Raw genomic sequence first — 16,724 nt, 5'->3', positions numbered from 1 at the left:
CGAGGGGATCGAGGCCGGCGGCCACGACGTCGGACAGGAGCACGACGTTGCCGGTTGGTGCTAGGGAGCTGTGCAGGTGGGGGTGGGGGTGGTGTTGGTGCCGGTCCAGCTGCCGTTGAAGCCGAAGGTCGTCGAGGCTCCGGCCCCCAGGCTGCCGTTGTAGCTGAGGTTCTTCACCGTCTCGGCGCTACCGCTCTGGGTCAGGGCCCCGTTCCAGAGCTGGGTGATCGTCTGGCCGTTGGCGAAGGTCCACTTGACCGTCCAGCCGGTGATCCCCGTGGTACCCGTGTTCCTGACCGTCACCTCGGCTCCGAACCCGCCCTGCCAGGAGTTCGTGATCTTGTATGTGGCCGAGCATCCGGCGCCCGTGGGCGGCGGCGTGGGAGTGGGGGTCGGGGTGGGGGTGACGGTGGGCGTCGGGGTCGGAGTGGGGGGCGGCGGGGTCGTGCCGAGCAGGCGGGTCAGGGCCGGGTACCACTTGTCGGCCATCTTCTGGTCGCCCGTGCTGTTCGGGTGCACCCCGTCGTAGGTGTCGCTCGCGGTGCTGAACCCGGTCCACTGGTCCACGACCACGATCGGTGACTGGGCGGTGGTCTTGGACGCGGCCCAGCCGGGGATCGCGGCGTTGAGCGCGACGGCGCGCTGGCCGCACTCGGCGCAGGTGCTGGGGTTCATCGGGATGATCTGGGCGACCACGATCTTCATGTTGGGGTTGCTCGCCCGCATCTGGTCGACCAGCTTGCCGTACGCCGCGAGGATCGTGGCCGTCGGGCGGTTGCTCCACACGTCGTTGGTCCCGAAGTGCATCAGGACGATGTCGGGCGTGGTGGCGGAGAGCCAGCCGGGAAGCTGGTTCTGGTCGGCCACGTTGGTGACGAGCGCGCCGCCGTGGCCCTCGTTGTCGCCGTCGTAGGACACCGAGCATCCCTGGGGCGGCAGGGTGCCGACGAAGTCGAGGCCGGTGTAGCCGCCCTGAGCCAGCTTGTTCCACAGCAGGGCCCGCCAGCAGCCGGGCGAGCCGGTGATGGAGTCACCGAGCGGCATGATCCTCACGGTCGCGGCCCGGGCGGGCAGGACGGGCGTGATGACCAGGTACGCCAGCACTCCGATCAGGGCCGTCACCATCGCCAGGAGCGCGCGCCTCGTGGTCGCCATCCCTCACCTCCGGTAGTCCGCCTCGCGATCGTAGGGACACGGGTCCTTTCGGAGGAAGGAAGCCGCTTGCCGGAGCCCTGATGACCTGGGCCTAAGCCTCATCCGGAGCTGAAAGTTACATGGGCACGGGTGGTGCGGGCCCGTACGGTCGTCGGCCACCGCCGGGCCAAGGCGAGGATGGGCACGCCACGTCCGCCGGCACTGGCAGGCGGCACGTACGCTCCTCCACGGAGTCCATCCCGCCGACTCCAGCATTGTCGTGAAATATCCCTATTTGGGCTGGTCAAGCGCCATGTCCTCCTCGGAGTGCGAGGGATCGGGGGCGTCGAGGGGGCGCAGCCGCTCCCACACGAGGAAGACGGCGCCGACGACGATCATGGCGATGCCGGTCCAGAGGTTGATGCGGATGCCTTCGGCCTTGTCCACGGCCGCCTTGCCGTCCAGGAGGCCGACGACCGAGAGGATCACGCCGTACAGGAGGAACAGGGCGCCGATGATCCGGCGGATGTCGAACAGCCGGGCGACGCGCTTGCGGCCGGTCTCGTCGCTCACAGGGGTCTCCGATCGGGGAAGTCGACGGCGGGGGACGCGGGGCCCCGCGCGGTCATGGTGCTAACGGGGATGGTCGTGGTCATCAGATGCGTCATGGTCATCAGATGAAGGGGATGTAGAACGCCGCAGCCAGGATGACGGCGCCGGCGCCGAGCACGATGGGGGAGCGGAACCAGGCCTTGTCGCCCTTCAGCGCGTCGTCCGCGATCGAGGCGTCGCTGAGACCGTAGACCAGGCCTCGCAGCTCGCTCTCGGGCTTGGGCGCGGTGACCAGGGTGACCACGATGGACACGATCGCGTCCACGACGAACGCCGTGCCCGCACCCCAGAAGGTGGCGTTGAGCTCGGTGCCGAAGTGGATCACGCCGGCCTTGAACAGGATGTACGAGGCGAACGCCGCGAGCGTGCCCGTCAGCAGGCCCCAGAAGCCGGCCCACGCGGTCATCCGGCGCCAGAAGAGGCCGATGATGAACGTCGCGAACAGCGGCGCGTTGAAGAACGAGAACAGCGTCTGCAGGTAGTTCATGATGTTGCTGAACCCGGAGGCGATCAGCGCGGTGCCGATGCCGAGCACGACCCCGCCGACGGTGGCGAGGCGCCCGAGCTTCAGGTAGTAGTCGTCGGGCTTGTCCTTCTTCACGTGCGAGCGCCAGATGTCGTACGTGAAGACCGTGTTGAAGCCGCTGATGTTGGCCGCCATGCCGGCCATGAACGAGGCCAGCAGGCCGGTGACGGCGATGCCCAGCACGCCGTTGGGCAGCAGGTCGCCCATCAGCAGCGGGATGGCCTCGTTGTACTGGGGGCCGCCCGGCTTGCCGAGGTCGCTGAAGAGCACCAGCGCGACCAGGCCGGGGATGACGGTGACGGCCGGGATCATCAGCTTGGGGTACGCCGCGACGATCGGGGTGAGCCGCGCCGCGGTGGTGTTGCGCGCGGACAGCCCGCGCTGCACCTCGGCGAAGTTGGTCGTCCAGTAGCCGAAGGACAGCACGAAGCCGAGGCCGAGCACGATGCCGATCCAGTGCGCGCCGAGGGGGTTGGTGTCGGCGGAGCCGGTGCCCGCCCAGGCGTGCAGGCCGGGGTCGCCGAGCGCCGACTGCCTGACCTTGTCGGCCAGCCCGGAGAAGCCACCCACCTTGATCAGCCCGAGCGCGGTGATGGGGATGAGGCCGGCGAGGATGACGAAGAACTGCATCACCTCGTTGTAGATCGCGGAGGACAGGCCGCCGAGCACGACGTACGCGAGCACGATGGCCGCCGACACCACGATCGACAGCAGCAGGGGCCATCCGAGCAACGCGCCCATGACGAGCGCGAGCGCGTACAGGTTGATGCCGGCGATGAGCACCTGCGCCACGGCGAAGGTGATCGCGTTGAGGAGCTGGGTCTGGCCGTTGAAGCGGCGCCGCAGGAAGTCGGGCACGCTGTGGACCTTGGACCGGTAGTAGAACGGCATCATCACGATGCCGAGGAAGACCATCGCGGGGACGGCCCCGATCCAGTAGTAGTGCACGGTCGCGATGCCGTACTGCGCGCCGTTCGCGGCCATGCCGAGGATCTCGGTGGCGCCGAGGTTGGCGGACAGGAAGGCGAGGCCGGTGATCCAGGCGGGGAGCGATCGTCCGGAGAGGAAGAAGTCCAGGCTGGTACGGATGGCGCGGCGGGCCGCCAGGCCGATGCCGAGCACGGTGGCGAAGTAGAGCGCCAGGACGACGTAGTCCAGGAGGTTCACGTCGAGTTTCAGGTCCGGCGCCGCGAGAGTGAGGTGATGAGGCACGAACCCCCCGTTACCCTGAAATTTCGCCCTTTCACCTGCTGGTTCGTGTGAGTTGTGAGGTGTGCCGTCGCGGTCGCGGAGATGCTCCACAGTGCGCCCGGTTCGTCACCCTGGACGCTCGCCAGGAAGCGCCGGGAGCGGTACGCCCAGCGTGCCGGCGGCCTCACGGTCAGGGGCGAGAAAGTTTAGTCCCCAAACTATTGACGCGCCGGGCCGGACTGTGTGAACCTGCGGCCGAGGCTTGTCAGGGGCCTCTGGGAACCATGCACGCTGGAGGTCGACGGTCAGGGTCCCACCTGATCGTGCATGGCGGTTGTCCGCATTTCGAAGGGATTCGAAGGGAACCGTTCATGCGCAAGAAGCTCCTCAGCATGCTCGCGATGGCGCTGGCCGCGTCCTTCCTCGCGGGCGTCAAGGCGCCGCCGGTGGCGGCCGCCACGTCCGAGCCGTACACGTACAAGAACGTCCAGATCGCCGGCGGCGGGTTCGTACCGGGGATCATCTTCAACCAGACCCAGAAGGACCTCATCTACGCCCGCACCGATATCGGCGGCGCCTACCGGTGGAACCAGGGCACCCAGACCTGGACCCCGCTGCTCGACTGGGTCGGGTACGACAACTGGGGCCTGAACGGCGTGGTGAGCATGGCCACCGACTCGGTGGACCCGAACAAGGTCTACGCGGCGGCCGGGATGTACACCAACTCCTGGGACCCGAACAACGGGGCGATCCTGCGTTCCAGCGACAAGGGAGCGACCTGGCAGACCACGGCCCTGCCGTTCAAGCTCGGCGGCAACATGCCCGGCCGGGGCATGGGCGAGCGCCTGGCGATCGACCCGAACAAGAACAGCGTCCTGTACTTCGGGGCGCCCAGCGGGAACGGCCTGTGGCGGAGCACCGACTCCGGCGTCACCTGGGCGAAGGTCGCCAACTTCCCCAACGCCGGCAACTACGTCGCCACCCCGGGCGACGCCTACAACGGTGACAACCAGGGCGTCGTCTGGGTGACGTTCGACAAGCGCACCGGCACCTCCGGCAACGCCACGCAGACGATCTACGTAGGCGTCGCGGACAAGGCCAACACCGTCTACCGCACCACCAACGGCGGGACGAGCTGGGAGCGCGTCGCCGGGCAGCCGACGGGGTACATCGCGCACAAGGGCGTCCTCGACACCACCAACGGCTACCTCTACATCGCCACCAGCGACACCGGCGGCCCGTACGACGGGGCCAAGGGCGACGTGTGGCGGTACGCCACCGCGACCGGCGCCTGGACGCAGATCAGCCCGATCCCCTCCAGCAGCTCGGACGACTACTTCGGCTACAGCGGCCTGACGGTCGACCGCCAGCACCCCGGCACGCTCATGGTCGCGACGCAGGTCTCGTGGTGGCCGGACGTCATCTTCTTCCGCAGCACCGACTCGGGAGCCACCTGGACGCGGGTGTGGGACTTCTCCAGCTACCCCAACCGCTCGTTCCGCTACAAGATGGACGTCTCCGCGGCCCCGTGGCTGACCTTCGGGACCAACCCGTCCCCGCCCGAGGTCACGCCCAAGCTGGGCTGGATGACCGAGTCGATGGAGATCGACCCGTTCAACTCCGACCGCATGATGTACGGCACCGGCGCCACGATCTACGGCACCACGGACCTGACCAAGTGGGACACCGCGGGCGCGCAGTTCACCATCAAGCCCATGGTCGCAGGCCTGGAGGAGACCGCCGTCCTCGACCTGATCAGCCCGCCGACCGGCGCGCCGCTCATCAGCGGCCTCGGTGACATCGGAGGCTTCCGCCACAACGACCTCACCCAGGTCCCGGCCATGATGTTCACCCAGCCGGTGTTCACCAGCACGACCAGCCTCGACTACGCCGAGACCAACCCGAGCGTGATGGTCAGGTCGGGCAACTTCACCGACTCCGACCGGCCCAACGACAGCCATGTGGCGTTCTCCACCGACGGCGGCGCGAACTGGTTCCAGGGCACCGAGCCCGGCGGCGTCAACAGCGGCGGCACCGTCGCCGCCAACGCCGACGGCAGCAGGTTCGTCTGGGCGCCGGGCGACTCCGGCCTCCAGGTCGTCTACTCGGTCGGGTACGGCAACAGCTGGACCCAGTCGTCGGGTGTCCCGGCGAACGCCGTCATCGAGTCCGACCGGGTCAACAAGAACAAGTTCTACGCCTTCTCGGCCGGCGGCTTCTACGTCAGCACCAATGGCGGCGCCACCTTCACCAAGACCGCCGCCACCGGCCTCCCGTCCACCGGCAACGTGCACTTCAAGGCCCTGCCGGGCATCGAGGGCGACATCTGGCTGGCCGGCGGCACCTCCACCGGCACCTACGGCCTGTGGCACTCCACCGACTCCGGCGCCTCCTTCACCAAGCTGGCCAACGTCGCCCAGGCCGACAACATCGGATTCGGCAAGGCCGCGCCGGGCAAGACGTACCAGGCGCTCTACACGGTCGCCAAGATCGACGGGGTGCGCGGCGTGTTCCGGTCCGACGACGCCGGGGCCACCTGGGTCCGGATCAACGACGACCAGCACCAGTACGGCAACTTCGGCGAGGCGCTGACCGGCGACCCGCGCGTCTACGGCCGCGTCTACATCGGCACCAACGGCCGGGGCATCATCTACGGCGACCGCACCGGTGGCGGGACTCCCGACACCACGGCGCCGTCCAAGCCGGGTACGCCTACGGCGGGGTCGATCACGTCGTCGGGTGCGTCGTTGTCGTGGGCGGCGTCGACGGACGACGTGGGGGTGTCGGGGTATGACGTGTACCGGGAGGCGGGTGCCACCGATGTGAAGGTGGGTGCGGCGACCTCCACGTCGTTCGCGTTGACCGGGTTGTCGGCGAGTACGTCGTACACGTTCTATGTGGTGGCGCGGGACGCGGCGGGCAACAGCTCTGCGGCCTCCAACCCCGTCACGTTCACCACCAGCAGCGGCGGCGGCACGGATACCACGGCGCCGTCCAAGCCGGGTACGCCTACGGCGGGGTCGATCACGTCGTCGGGTGCGTCGTTGTCGTGGGCGGCGTCGACGGACAACGTGGGGGTGTCGGGGTATGACGTGTACCGGGAGGCGGGTGCCACCGATGTGAAGGTGGGTACGGCGACCTCGACCTCGTTCGCGTTGACCGGGTTGTCGGCGAGTACGTCGTACACGTTCTACGTGGTGGCGCGGGACGCGGCGGGCAACAGCTCCGCGGCCTCCAACCCCGTCACGTTCACCACCACCAGCGGCGGCGGCACCGGCGGTGGCTGCACGGCCACCTACCAGGTCACCAACTCCTGGCAGGGTGGCTTCCAGGGCGACGTCGCGGTCAAGAACACCGGCACCGCGGCGATCACCGGCTGGACGGTGAAGTGGACCTTCGCCAACGGCCAGACCATCACCCAGATCTGGAACGGCACCCTCACCCAGACCGGGGCGGACGTCACCGTGAAGAACGTGAGCTACAACGGCGCCCTGGGCGCCGGCGCCTCGACGTCGTTCGGCTTCAGCGGCACCTGGACGACGGCCAACGCCGTCCCGGCGACGGTCACCTGCACGGCGAGCTAGTCCCCGTGATCAAGGGAAGGGCCCGGCGCCATCCGGGCGCCGGGTCCTTCCCCGGAGATGGACGGAGGAGGCGGGTCAGAAGGCCGAGACGTAGGTGGACATCGACGGGTAGTTCACCCGGGTGGCGGCGTTGTAGCAGACGATGTCACGCACGAGAGCCTCGTTGCCGGACGTGTTCCACAGGGTGAGCAGGTTGCAGTACTCCGGCCCTGGCCCGAAGGCCGTGACCTGGACGTCGTCCTGGAGCACGCCGACCTTGTGGAAGGTGACGAGGCGGAAGCCGACCCCGGCGGTCTGGATGTCGTTGAAGGAGCCCTGCGCGTTGTAGTTGATCGCCGGCGGCACCGGGATGTACGGCCCGGGGTTGGCGGGGGTGTTGTCGTAGGTGTAGGCGAAGTTCTTCGGCGGGATCGCCGCCCCCGTGATCGCCCGCTCTCGGTGGTAGGTGAGGTTCCACCCGGTGTTGAGCGGGACGCTCGTCGCGTCGTGGCACCTCACCTGGATCTTCTGCCCGCCGGAGTACGGCGACCAGGCGCCGATCTTGCAGCGGGCGGGCACGCTCGGATCGACGGCCGTGACCTGGATGTTGCCCGCCTGGCCGCTGGAGCCGATCCCCTGCAGGTCCACGGTCCACACGCCCGTGCCGGTCGGCGTGACGGTGTTGGGGGCGAGGGCCGAGTTGAACGTCGAGCCGATGGAGGCGCCGGTCCAGTGCACGTAGGCGAACGCCTTGGGAAGGGGCACCGGCCCTGTGCTCTCGGAGAAGACGATGGAGTACGGCGTGGAGACCGGGCCGCCGCCGTACTTGTAGCACTGCACCGCCACGATCTCGTCGGGTCCCGACGGGAACCACTTCTGGACCTGGCACCAGTAGGCGGTGTCGGACACCGCCGTGACGTGCACGATCCCGCCGGTCGGGATGCCGATCTGCGGGAACCTCACGAACGTCTGGCCGACCCCGCCGGGGGTGACCGTGACGGTGGGCCCCGCCGGCCAGCTGCCCGCCTGGTGGTTGAGGTCCGGTACGCCGGACGTGGTGTTGACGTACGCGAATCCCCAGCGGTTGGGGACGGCCGCTTGCGCGCTGGTGGTCACCGTGGTGAGACCCGCTGCGAGCATGGCCGTGATGCAGAGCACCCTTAAAGTCACTCTTCGTAACCGACTCATGTCGTCCTCCATCCAATTCGGGGCTGGACTGGCACACGTAACCGCGACGCCGGTGTCCCGGCGAGAGTGGTTGAGGATGGAGTGTCTGGAATCACACTGCCTCTATGGCTTTTGATAACCCGCCAGATGACCTTTGAAAAGACCCAACCTTTCCGGCCGGGCCGGCTCTCCAAAACTTCGCGAGTCATCGGTCAGGACCGGCACGGGGTGGATGACCGTCCGAAAACCCGCAGGTAGGAGGCGTCGGCGCGCCCGGGGGTCTTCACCCGGAGTCGTACGGCGAGTTCTACCTGCGGTAGGAGGCAAGCATGGACGGGCCCACCTATTGTGGACAACTACAGGGGGTACGACCGGGGGGAGCACAGGTGGGCGTGACCGGCGACACGCGCGGCGACGCCGCCGGGGGCTCAAAGCCCGAAGGTTTCAAGGGCTGGCTGGAGGGCGTGCGCGCGACGCGCACGGGCCGCCTGACGCTGAAGATCGTCATCGGCGTGGTGGGGGCCGCGCTGGTGATCGGCGGCCTGCTCCTCGTGCCGCTGCCCGGCCCCGGATGGCTGATCGTGTTCGCCGGCCTGGCCGTGCTCGCGACCGAGTTCGAGTGGGCCCACCGGCTGCTGGAGTTCGCCAAGAAGACCCTGTCCAGCTGGACCGACTGGCTCAAGCGCCAGGGCTGGCTCGTGCGCATCCTGGTCGGCGTGGTGACGCTGGCCGCCGCCGCCGTGCTCGTGTGGTTCATGATCAAGATCAGTCTCGGCATCGACCTCATCGAAGAGGCCCGCCGGTTCGTGACGTGACGGATCAGCGGTTTCCGCGGGCGGCGTACTCGAGATTCCGCTGGGAAGCCGGTCAGCGAATTGTCACCTGGGTGCGCGACAACTCTCCGAGAAATGTGATGGAAAGCATAAAGAACATCGCTTGATCGGAGTAACGTCCGGCATCAGAGCCCCTCACCGGACAAGAGGTGCATAGGTGAGTGCCATCCAGGGACGCGTGTGAGCACCGTCGCGGCACCCGTGCCGTCCCCTGTGCCGTCCCCCGTTCCCCGCGAGTTCGCGGACGTCATCCGCGCCCACCTCGCCGATCTCACCGAAGAGATGATCGCCGACATCCAGGCGAGCGTGCCCGAGTACGCGAGGCCGGGCGACGAGAAGTACGTCAGGGCCGTGCGGCGGGCGGTGGAGGAGGCGCTCAAGCAGTTCCTTGACCGGGCCGCCGAGAACGGCGCGGGCAGGGGGAGGCTGCTGGAGGTCTACCGCGCGATCGGCAAGGGCGAGGCCAACGAGGGCCGGCCGCTCGACTCGCTCCAGGCGGCCCTGCGCATCTGTGCCCGGGTGGCCTGGCGGCGGCTCGCCCTGGAGTCCGAGACGCTGAACCTCTCGCGGCAGCGGCTGTGCGCGGTCGGTGAGGCGATCCTCGTGTACCTGGACGAGATCGCCGCCGCCGCGGCCGAGGGGTACGCCGAGGCGCAGGTCAAAGTCGCCGGGGAGCTGGAGTTGCGGCGCCGTCGCCTGCTCGACCTGCTGGTGTCCTACCCGCCCGCCGACCCCCGGGCCGTGGAGGACCTGGCCAGGGCGGTGCGGTGGGCGGTGCCGAGGACCGTCGCCGGGGTCGCGCTGGCCGCCCGGTCACCGGGTGCCGGCGCCCGCCCCGCCCTCCCGCCGGACGTGCTGTCCGACCTCGACCGGTCCGATCCGTGCCTCGTCGTGCCCGACCCCGAAGGCCCCGGCCGTACGAGGATTCTCGACGTCGCGCTGCGCGACTGGTTCGTCGTCCTCGGCCCGCCGGTGCCCGTGAACGAGGCGGCGCAGTCGCTGCGCCTGGCCCGCGAGGCGCTCGCGCTCGCCCGGCGTGGGGTGCTGGCGTGCGACCAGGTCATCCGCTGCGCCGACCATCTGTCCACGCTCATCATCTTCAGGGATGAAGCGCTGATCAGGGTGATGAGACGGGTGAGGCTGGCGCCGCTGCGCGAGCTTCGCCCCGCGCAGCGCGACCGCATCGCCGAGACCCTGCTGGCGTGGCTGCAGAGCGGCTACAACGCCAACGAGGTGGCGTCGCGGCTGCACATCCACCCGCAGACCGTGCGTTACCGGCTCAGGCAGGCGACGGAACTGTTCAGCGACCAGCTGAAGGCGCCCAACGACCGTTTCGAGCTGGAAATAGCACTCCGCGCGCGAGCTCTGTCCGCGCGGGCCGTACAGCGCTGAAAAAGGCTGTGCGGGTATGTAGGTGAGTTCTCTTCGGCATGCCTGACATGCTGTTTTGTCATTCACATGACACGCCGGCGGGCACCTTTCATTGCCCGGGACAATGTTATTCACTCGCAACTGGCTTAACTTTCTGGCATTCAGTCGAAAAAAGGCTGTTAATGGCTGGAAGGCAGAAAGTCATGCGTTTTCGGGTCGTCGTCTCGGCATTGGTCGGGGCAGTACTGTTCTCCTCGGGGTTCACGGGGACCGCGCACGCCGAGACCTCCCCGAGCGGGGCGAACGACTGGACGTGCAGGCCGCCGGCTGCCCATCCGCGTCCGGTGGTCCTGGTCCACGGCACCTTCGAGAACATGGCGCTCAACTGGCTGAAGATCGCTCCGGTGCTGAAGAGGAACGGCTACTGCGTCTTCGCGCTCAACTACGGTGGCACGGAGAACGGCCTGATCCAGGGCACCGGGGACATCGCCCGGTCGGCCGGGCAGCTGTCGGCCTTCGTCGACCGGGTGCTCGCGGCGACCCAGGTGCCGGAGGTGGACATCGTCGGCCACTCCCAGGGCGGCATGATGCCGCGCTACTACCTGAAGTTCCTCGGCGGCGCCGCCAAGGTGCGCAAGCTGGTCGGCATCGTGCCCTCCAACCACGGCACGAGCCTCAGCGGCCTGGTCGTGCTCGGCAACCTGCTCGGTCTCACCGGGCCCATCACCGACGCCTGCCCGGCCTGCGGGCAGCAGATCGCCGGCTCGGACTTCCTGGCGAACCTGAACTCCGGCGGCGACACGGTCCCCGGCGTGGACTACTCGGTCATCACGACCAGGTTCGACGAGGTCGTCACCCCGTACACGTCGGCGTACCTCAACGGTCCCGGGGTGCGGAACCTCCTGCTCCAGGACTCGTGCCCGTTCGACCTCAGCGCCCACGTGGGCGTGATCGTCGACCCCGTCGTCCAGAGGATGGTGCTCAACGAGCTGGACACCTCCTCCTCACACGGGCGGATCAACTGCCTGAACCCGCTGGGCTGACACCGAGCGGGGCTCCACGGCTCAGGAGTCCCGCTTCAGCCGAGCCCTCCAGCGTCCGCGCGATGCCGAAGTCGATCACCCGCGGCCCGTCCGGGCACAGCATGGCGGAGGGAAGGCGGTCGGCGGGGAAGCCGGTCAGAGGTACAGGCCGGTGCCCTGCTCGGACTGCGGGGTGGCGAGGGCGTGCAGGTCGCGCTCGCGCATGACGAGGTAGACCTGCCCGTGGACCTCGACCTCGTATTGGTCCTCGGAGTTGAACAGCACCTTGTCGCCCACCTTGACCAGCCGGGCGTTCGCTCCGACGCCGCACACCTCGCCCCACACCAGCCGGTTCGCCATCGTGACGGTGGCCGGGATGACGATGCCCGCCGAGCTGCGGCGCTCCTCGGACTCCGGCTCGACCTTGACCATGACGCGGTCGTGGAGCATCTGGATCTCGAACTTCGGGTCAGCCACCTTCGCAGCTTATTCGGCCGCGGGGTGGAAGGTGACGCGACTTCGTCCGGTCCCGCCAGATGGGAGCGCTCCCATTGACATGATCTGTAGGGTGGCCGCAGAGGAGGCGTGATGACCGAGGACTTCAGCGAATGGCAGTGGGTCAACGAGCCCACCAAGTGGTCGGCGGGTGAGGATCTCCGGGTCACCGCCGACGCGCGCACCGACGCCTGGCGGGTCACCCACTACGGGTACACCTACGACACCGCCCACATGTTCGGCAAGGTCGTGTCCGGCGACCTGCGCGTGACCACCACCTTCCAGGCCTCCTACGCCGAGCAGTACGACCAGGCGGGCGCCATGCTCCGCGTGGACGAGAAGAACTGGATCAAGGCGGGCGTCGAGTACGTCGACGGGAAGATCAACGTCAGCGCTGTGGTGACCAGGGACTTCTCCGACTGGTCCATCCTGCCGGTCTCCGGCCCGGTCGAGTCGGTGAGCCTGGAGCTGGTGCGCCGGGGCGACACCGTGATCGTGAAGTACGGCCTCGACGGTGCCGAGCCGCTCACCATGCTCCGTCTCGCCTACTTCCCGCCGTCGGTCCCCTCTCTGGCGGGCATCATGTGCGCGGCTCCCGTGGGCGAGGGGTTCGAGACCCGCTTCACCTCGTTGAAGGTCTCCGACGACCCGGCGTAACCACCTAATCCGCCGCATTTAAGCGATATGTCCCCTATGACCGTTTTTCGGGAGGAAAGTTGTCTATTGAAGGGGAGTCGAGCGGGTGTAGGACCGTAATATGGATACGTATGGATTCGGGTGTTTGCGGGGGTCTTGATGGTGTATCGCCATACCTCGGCCGTCACATCGCCCATGGTCCCGTGCGCCGCTGAGGGGTTGAAGCGTGACTGACGAGACCAGGCGGGCGCCGCGGAGTCTGGATACCAGCGCTCCCAACTACGCCCGAATCGCCAATTACTTTCTCGATGGAAAAGACAACTTCGCCGCCGACCGCGAAGCGGCCGAGCAGATTCTGGCCGTGGCGCCCGAGATCCGCGTCATGGCGAGGGAGAGCCAGGCCTTCCAGGGCCGGGTGATCCGCTATCTCGTGGAGCAGGGCGTCACGCAGTTCATCAACGTCGGAGCCGGGATCCCGGGCCGGCAGAACACCCATGAGGTCGCCCAGTCCCTGACGCCCGACGCCCGGGTGGTGTACGTGTCCACCGATCCGGTCGTGCTGTCGCATTCCCGGGCGCTGCTCGCCACCGACGACCGCACAGGCGTCGTCGAGGGCGACATCCTGCACCCCGCCGAGCTGCTCGCGGACCCCCGCCTGCGGCGGGTGATCGACGTCGAGCGGCCCTTCGCCGTCGTGGTCATCAGCGCCCTGCAGTTCATCCCCGTCGAGGACGGCCCCTTCAAGCGCGTGGCCGAGCTCCGCGACCTGATGCCGGTGGGCAGCCATCTGGTCGTCATCCACGCGGTCTTCGACTCCCGTCCCGAGGCGGCGGGGCCGATCGTGGACATCTACCAGCGGGTCCTCGGCCGCGCCGAGGACGCCTCCCGCACGCGCGACCAGGTGCTGGGCTTCTTCGACGGCATGGAGCTGGCCGACCCCGGGCTGGTCTACATACGGCAGTGGCGCCCCGACAACCCCCTGAACGTCCACCGGCCCGAGAAGGCCTGGCTGGTGGGCGGGGTCGCCCGCAAGACCGGCTCCTGACGCGCTCGCGAGCCTCTATTTCCTTGTGGCTATATGCCGCGAGAGTTATCATCATTGCATGGCTACCGCCTTCGCCGTGCTGGCCGAACCCCACCGCCGCCGCATCCTCGACCTGCTGCTGGAGCGGCCGAGGGCCGTGGGCGAGCTGGTCGAGGAGCTCGGCCTGACCCAGCCCGGCACCTCCAAGCATCTCAAGGTGCTCCGCGAGGCGGGTCTCGTACGGATGCGCCCGGACGCCCAGCGGCGCGTCTACGAGCTGCGGCCGGAGCCGCTCGCCGAGGTGCACGAATGGCTGGAGCCGTACCGGCGCATGTGGGCGAGCCGCCTCGACGCGCTGGAGCGCCATCTCGACGCCATGCCCGGTCTGGACGGCTGACCGGAGCCTGACGCGACGCTCCGGTGTGAACGCCTGCCACGGCCGTCCTCGGGTCACCGTCCGCCGACGGCACCTCGCACGGTGTAACTTTTCTTCGCTGCCGCGTGCATCTTTATAGATTCTTTGCATCGCACCCTGGTGCCGGACCTCGCACGGCGATGTGATTACTCCGCCTGAGCCCCCACTCGGGCATCGAGAAGGAGTCACATCAGTGATATCTTCACTACGCCGCGTGACCATATCGGGAGTGTCCGCGGTGCTTCTGCTGTCCGTCACACCCGCCGCCCTCGCGGCGGCCACCACGCTGGGCGAGCCGGCCGGCGCCCCGGTGTCCTGCGCGGCGACGCTCTCCGCACCGACGCGCGAGGCGGCGTTCTCCAACGCGTCCAAGGCCACCGGCGTGCCCGAGGCCCTGCTCAAGGCGGTGGCCTACATGGAGTCCCGCTGGGACGACCACCAGGGCCTGCCCAGCAGCGGTGGTGGCTACGGCCTGTTCGGCCTGAGCGACCACGCGCCCGAGGCCTGGGACGGTTCCGGCAAGGGCCGCACGACCGAGACCAAGAGCCAGATCGAGACGGCGGCCGGCCTGACCGGCGTCCCGGTGGCCGCGCTCAAGCAGGACCCCAACGCGAACATCTGCGGCGGCGCGGCGCTGCTGGCGTCCTACCACGATGGCGGCGGGCTGCCGGCCTGGCGGAGCGCGGTGGCCCGCTTCGACGGCAAGAACAACTTCGTCCAGCAGGTGTACCAGACCCTGAAGACGGGGCAGAGCCGCGTCACCGAGGACGGCAGCCGGGTGACGCTGGCCCCCGACGCCTCGGTCGCGGTGCCGAGCGAGCGGACGGCCGCCGCCCATGACACCGACTGTCCGGCCGACCTCGGCTGCGAGTGGCTAGAGGCGCCGTACGCGAAGGGCAAGCCCACTGAACCGGATAACACCGTCAGCTACGGCAACCACGACATCGCCGACCGGACCGGGCCGGGTGGACCGAAGCTCCAGTACATCGTCATCCACGACACCGAGGGCAGCTACGCGTCCTCGGTGAGGCTGGTCCAGGACCCGACCTATCTCGCGTGGAACTACACGATCCGCTCCTCCGACGGGCACATCGCCCAGCACCTCGACGCCAAGGACGTGGGCTGGCACGCCGGGAACTGGTACGTGAACATGCACTCGATCGGCATCGAGCACGAGGGCTTCGCCGGGACCGCCGGGTGGTACACCGAGTCGATGTACCAGAACTCGGCCGCGCTGGTGAAGTACCTCGCCGGGAAGTACGGCATCCCGCTCGACCGGGCCCACATCATCGGCCATGACCAGGTGCCCGGGACTCTCTTCGGCAACACCAAGAGCGTGCACTGGGACCCGGGACCGTACTGGGACTGGGACCACTACTTCGAACTCCTCGGCGCTCCGATCGGCGGCGCGCGGACGGGCACGGCCGACGTGGCGGCGGGCGACGTCGTGGAGGTGCGGACGGGTTACGGTGCCAATCCGCAGACCGTGACCGGGTGCGCGGCGGCTTCGCCGGGCTCGCCCGACTGCGTCCCGGGGGCGGGCACGAACTTCGTTCCCCTCCACCAGTCGCCGGACGACAGCGCGCCTCTCGCCAAGGACCCGGGATGGAAGCCGGACGGTGCGGCCGGCACGACGTACGTGAGCGACATCAGCGCGCGTGTCACCTCCGGGCAGAAGCTCGTCGTCGCACAGGTGCAGGGCGACTGGCTCGGCGTGTGGTGGGCCGGCTCCCTCGCCTGGCTGCGCAACCCGGCCGCCACGCCGGTGGTGGTCCGCACCACGGCCGAGACGGTCACGGTGAAGTCCACCACGACACCGGCCGGCATCTACGGTCGCGCGTACCCGGAGGCGTCCGCGTACGCGGGGACCGGCATCCCCGTGCAGGCGCTCTCCGCGCTGGAGTACAAGATCCCGGTCGGGCAGGCGTACGCCGTCAGCGACGACGACGTGGTCACCGACTACTACCGGGCGGTCAGCTTCGACGGGTCGGCTCCGGGTGACCGCACCGACGTCGTCAGCCAGGACAGGTACTACCAGCTGTGGTACGCGCACCGCCAGGTGTTCGTCCGCACCGCCGAGGTGGACCTGCGCGCGCCCGAGAAGCCGGCGATCGCGAACACCGTGCTCCCGGCGGTGAGCGGGGTCGCCAAGGTCGGAGAGGATCTCACGGCCTCCAGCGGTTCCTGGTCGCGGCGGCCGGCGGGCTTCGGCTACCAGTGGTACGTCGGCGGCACGGCGGTGGACGGCGCGACCGGGACGACGTACCGGCCACGCCCGGAGGACCTCGGCAAGGCCGTCACCGTCGAGGTCACCGTCGACGACCCGTACTTCGCCGCCGCGTCGGCGCGGTCGCGGCCCACCGCACCGGTCGCCCGGGGGACGATCGCGTCCGTCGAGGCGCCGAAGGTGACCGGCGTCGCGAAGATCGGCCGGTGGCTGGAGGCGTCACCCGGCACCTGGACGCCGAAGCCCGAGTCGGTGCGCTACCAGTGGCTGCGCGACGGCGTCCCGGTCCGGGGTGCCACCGGGAAGACCTACCACATCAAGGGGCACGACCACGGGGCGCGCATCTCGGTCCGGGTGACGGTCACCGCCACCGCCTACGACAAGGCGAGCGCGACGTCGCAGCCCACCGCGAAGGTGACGCTCGCCTGGCCTCTTCCGGGCCACGGGCGGTGACGCGAAGGCACGCGATGGCGAGCACGTAAGCAGGGCGGGGGGCGCGCCGGGTCAC

Annotated in this window: 13 protein-coding genes; 8 read left to right on the top strand and 5 right to left on the bottom strand. The window is 68.8% G+C overall.

All coding sequences use genetic code 11. The features are described from left to right. Positions 1–60: 60 nt before the first annotated feature. The 3 genes from AB0O34_RS32795 to AB0O34_RS32785 all read right to left on the bottom strand — a co-directional run bounded on the left by AB0O34_RS32795 (position 61) and on the right by AB0O34_RS32785 (position 3,484). Positions 61–1,155, bottom strand: a complete 1,095-nt coding sequence (locus AB0O34_RS32795) for a cellulose binding domain-containing protein (RefSeq protein ID WP_363922151.1) — start codon at positions 1,153–1,155, stop codon at positions 61–63. A gap of 270 nt (positions 1,156–1,425) precedes the next feature. Then, positions 1,426–1,707, bottom strand: coding sequence for a hypothetical protein (locus tag AB0O34_RS32790; RefSeq protein ID WP_363922149.1), 282 nt, complete (start codon positions 1,705–1,707; stop codon positions 1,426–1,428). A 100-nt stretch (positions 1,708–1,807) separates the two neighbouring features. Next, positions 1,808–3,484 (bottom strand): sodium:solute symporter family protein, encoded by a 1,677-nt coding sequence (locus AB0O34_RS32785; protein ID WP_363922147.1) that lies wholly within the window; start codon positions 3,482–3,484, stop codon positions 1,808–1,810. A 350-nt stretch (positions 3,485–3,834) separates the two neighbouring features. On the opposite strand from AB0O34_RS32785, the gene AB0O34_RS32780 reads away from it, so the two are divergent. Continuing rightward, positions 3,835–7,047 carry a cellulose binding domain-containing protein gene (locus AB0O34_RS32780; RefSeq protein ID WP_363922145.1) on the top strand — a complete coding sequence of 1,071 codons (3,213 nt, stop codon included), beginning with the start codon at positions 3,835–3,837 and terminating at the stop codon, positions 7,045–7,047. A gap of 75 nt (positions 7,048–7,122) precedes the next feature. Here AB0O34_RS32780 and AB0O34_RS32775 read toward each other — a convergent pair whose 3' ends face one another. Beyond that, complete coding sequence (locus tag AB0O34_RS32775; RefSeq protein WP_363922143.1) at positions 7,123–8,166, bottom strand: hypothetical protein; 1,044 nt, start codon at positions 8,164–8,166, stop codon at positions 7,123–7,125. A 356-nt stretch (positions 8,167–8,522) separates the two neighbouring features. Here AB0O34_RS32775 and AB0O34_RS32770 point away from each other — a divergent pair, with 356 nt between their 5' ends. The 3 genes from AB0O34_RS32770 to AB0O34_RS32760 all read left to right on the top strand — a co-directional run bounded on the left by AB0O34_RS32770 (position 8,523) and on the right by AB0O34_RS32760 (position 11,440). Then, positions 8,523–9,008: a TIGR02611 family protein gene (locus tag AB0O34_RS32770; RefSeq protein WP_363922141.1), complete on the top strand. Its 486-nt coding sequence runs from the start codon at positions 8,523–8,525 to the stop codon at positions 9,006–9,008. A gap of 198 nt (positions 9,009–9,206) precedes the next feature. After that, entirely contained in the window at positions 9,207–10,418 is a 1,212-nt protein-coding gene (locus tag AB0O34_RS32765) for a helix-turn-helix domain-containing protein (protein ID WP_363922139.1), read from the top strand. A gap of 182 nt (positions 10,419–10,600) precedes the next feature. Then, on the top strand, positions 10,601–11,440 hold the full coding sequence (locus AB0O34_RS32760) for an alpha/beta fold hydrolase (RefSeq protein ID WP_363922137.1): 840 nt from the start codon (positions 10,601–10,603) through the stop codon (positions 11,438–11,440). A gap of 135 nt (positions 11,441–11,575) precedes the next feature. Here the strand turns inward: AB0O34_RS32760 and AB0O34_RS32755 are convergent, their stop codons facing one another. Continuing rightward, complete coding sequence (locus AB0O34_RS32755; RefSeq protein WP_358553256.1) at positions 11,576–11,896, bottom strand: co-chaperone GroES; 321 nt, start codon at positions 11,894–11,896, stop codon at positions 11,576–11,578. 111 nt (positions 11,897–12,007) lie between these two features. Between AB0O34_RS32755 and AB0O34_RS32750 the strand changes: the two genes are divergently transcribed. The 4 genes from AB0O34_RS32750 (at position 12,008) to AB0O34_RS32735 (ending at position 16,669) form a co-directional block, all read left to right on the top strand. Beyond that, a complete protein-coding gene (locus AB0O34_RS32750) occupies positions 12,008–12,571 on the top strand; it encodes a DUF1349 domain-containing protein (RefSeq protein ID WP_363922135.1) in 564 nt (187 codons plus the stop codon). A 205-nt stretch (positions 12,572–12,776) separates the two neighbouring features. Further along, complete coding sequence (locus AB0O34_RS32745; RefSeq protein WP_363922133.1) at positions 12,777–13,595, top strand: SAM-dependent methyltransferase; 819 nt, start codon at positions 12,777–12,779, stop codon at positions 13,593–13,595. Between the two features lie 58 nt (positions 13,596–13,653). Further along, positions 13,654–13,971, top strand: a complete 318-nt coding sequence (locus tag AB0O34_RS32740; protein ID WP_363922131.1) for a metalloregulator ArsR/SmtB family transcription factor — start codon at positions 13,654–13,656, stop codon at positions 13,969–13,971. Positions 13,972–14,227: 256 nt separating this feature from the next. Continuing rightward, complete coding sequence (locus AB0O34_RS32735) at positions 14,228–16,669, top strand: N-acetylmuramoyl-L-alanine amidase (protein WP_363922129.1); 2,442 nt, start codon at positions 14,228–14,230, stop codon at positions 16,667–16,669. Positions 16,670–16,724: the final 55 nt, after the last annotated feature.

Source organism: Sphaerisporangium sp. NPDC088356, from assembly GCF_040685555.1.
Taxonomy (GTDB): Bacteria; Actinomycetota; Actinomycetes; order Streptosporangiales; family Streptosporangiaceae; genus Sphaerisporangium.
The sequence above is the reverse complement of the archived record's forward strand: the minus strand, read 5'-3'. Positions and strand labels throughout refer to the sequence as shown.

What these genes read in the sequence shown, in the direction of transcription:
- AB0O34_RS32775 (WP_363922143.1), bottom strand. Translation starts at nt 8,166, where the DNA reads ATGCTCGCAGCGGGTCTCACCACGGTGACCACCAGCGCGCAAGCGGCC.
- AB0O34_RS32770 (WP_363922141.1), top strand. Translation starts at nt 8,523, where the DNA reads ATGGACGGGCCCACCTATTGTGGACAACTACAGGGGGTACGACCGGGG.
- AB0O34_RS32760 (WP_363922137.1), top strand. Translation starts at nt 10,601, where the DNA reads ATGCGTTTTCGGGTCGTCGTCTCGGCATTGGTCGGGGCAGTACTGTTC.
- AB0O34_RS32750 (WP_363922135.1), top strand. Translation starts at nt 12,008, where the DNA reads ATGACCGAGGACTTCAGCGAATGGCAGTGGGTCAACGAGCCCACCAAG.
- AB0O34_RS32780 (WP_363922145.1), top strand. Translation starts at nt 3,835, where the DNA reads ATGCGCAAGAAGCTCCTCAGCATGCTCGCGATGGCGCTGGCCGCGTCC.
- AB0O34_RS32795 (WP_363922151.1), bottom strand. Translation starts at nt 1,155, where the DNA reads ATGGCGACCACGAGGCGCGCGCTCCTGGCGATGGTGACGGCCCTGATC.
- AB0O34_RS32740 (WP_363922131.1), top strand. Translation starts at nt 13,654, where the DNA reads ATGGCTACCGCCTTCGCCGTGCTGGCCGAACCCCACCGCCGCCGCATC.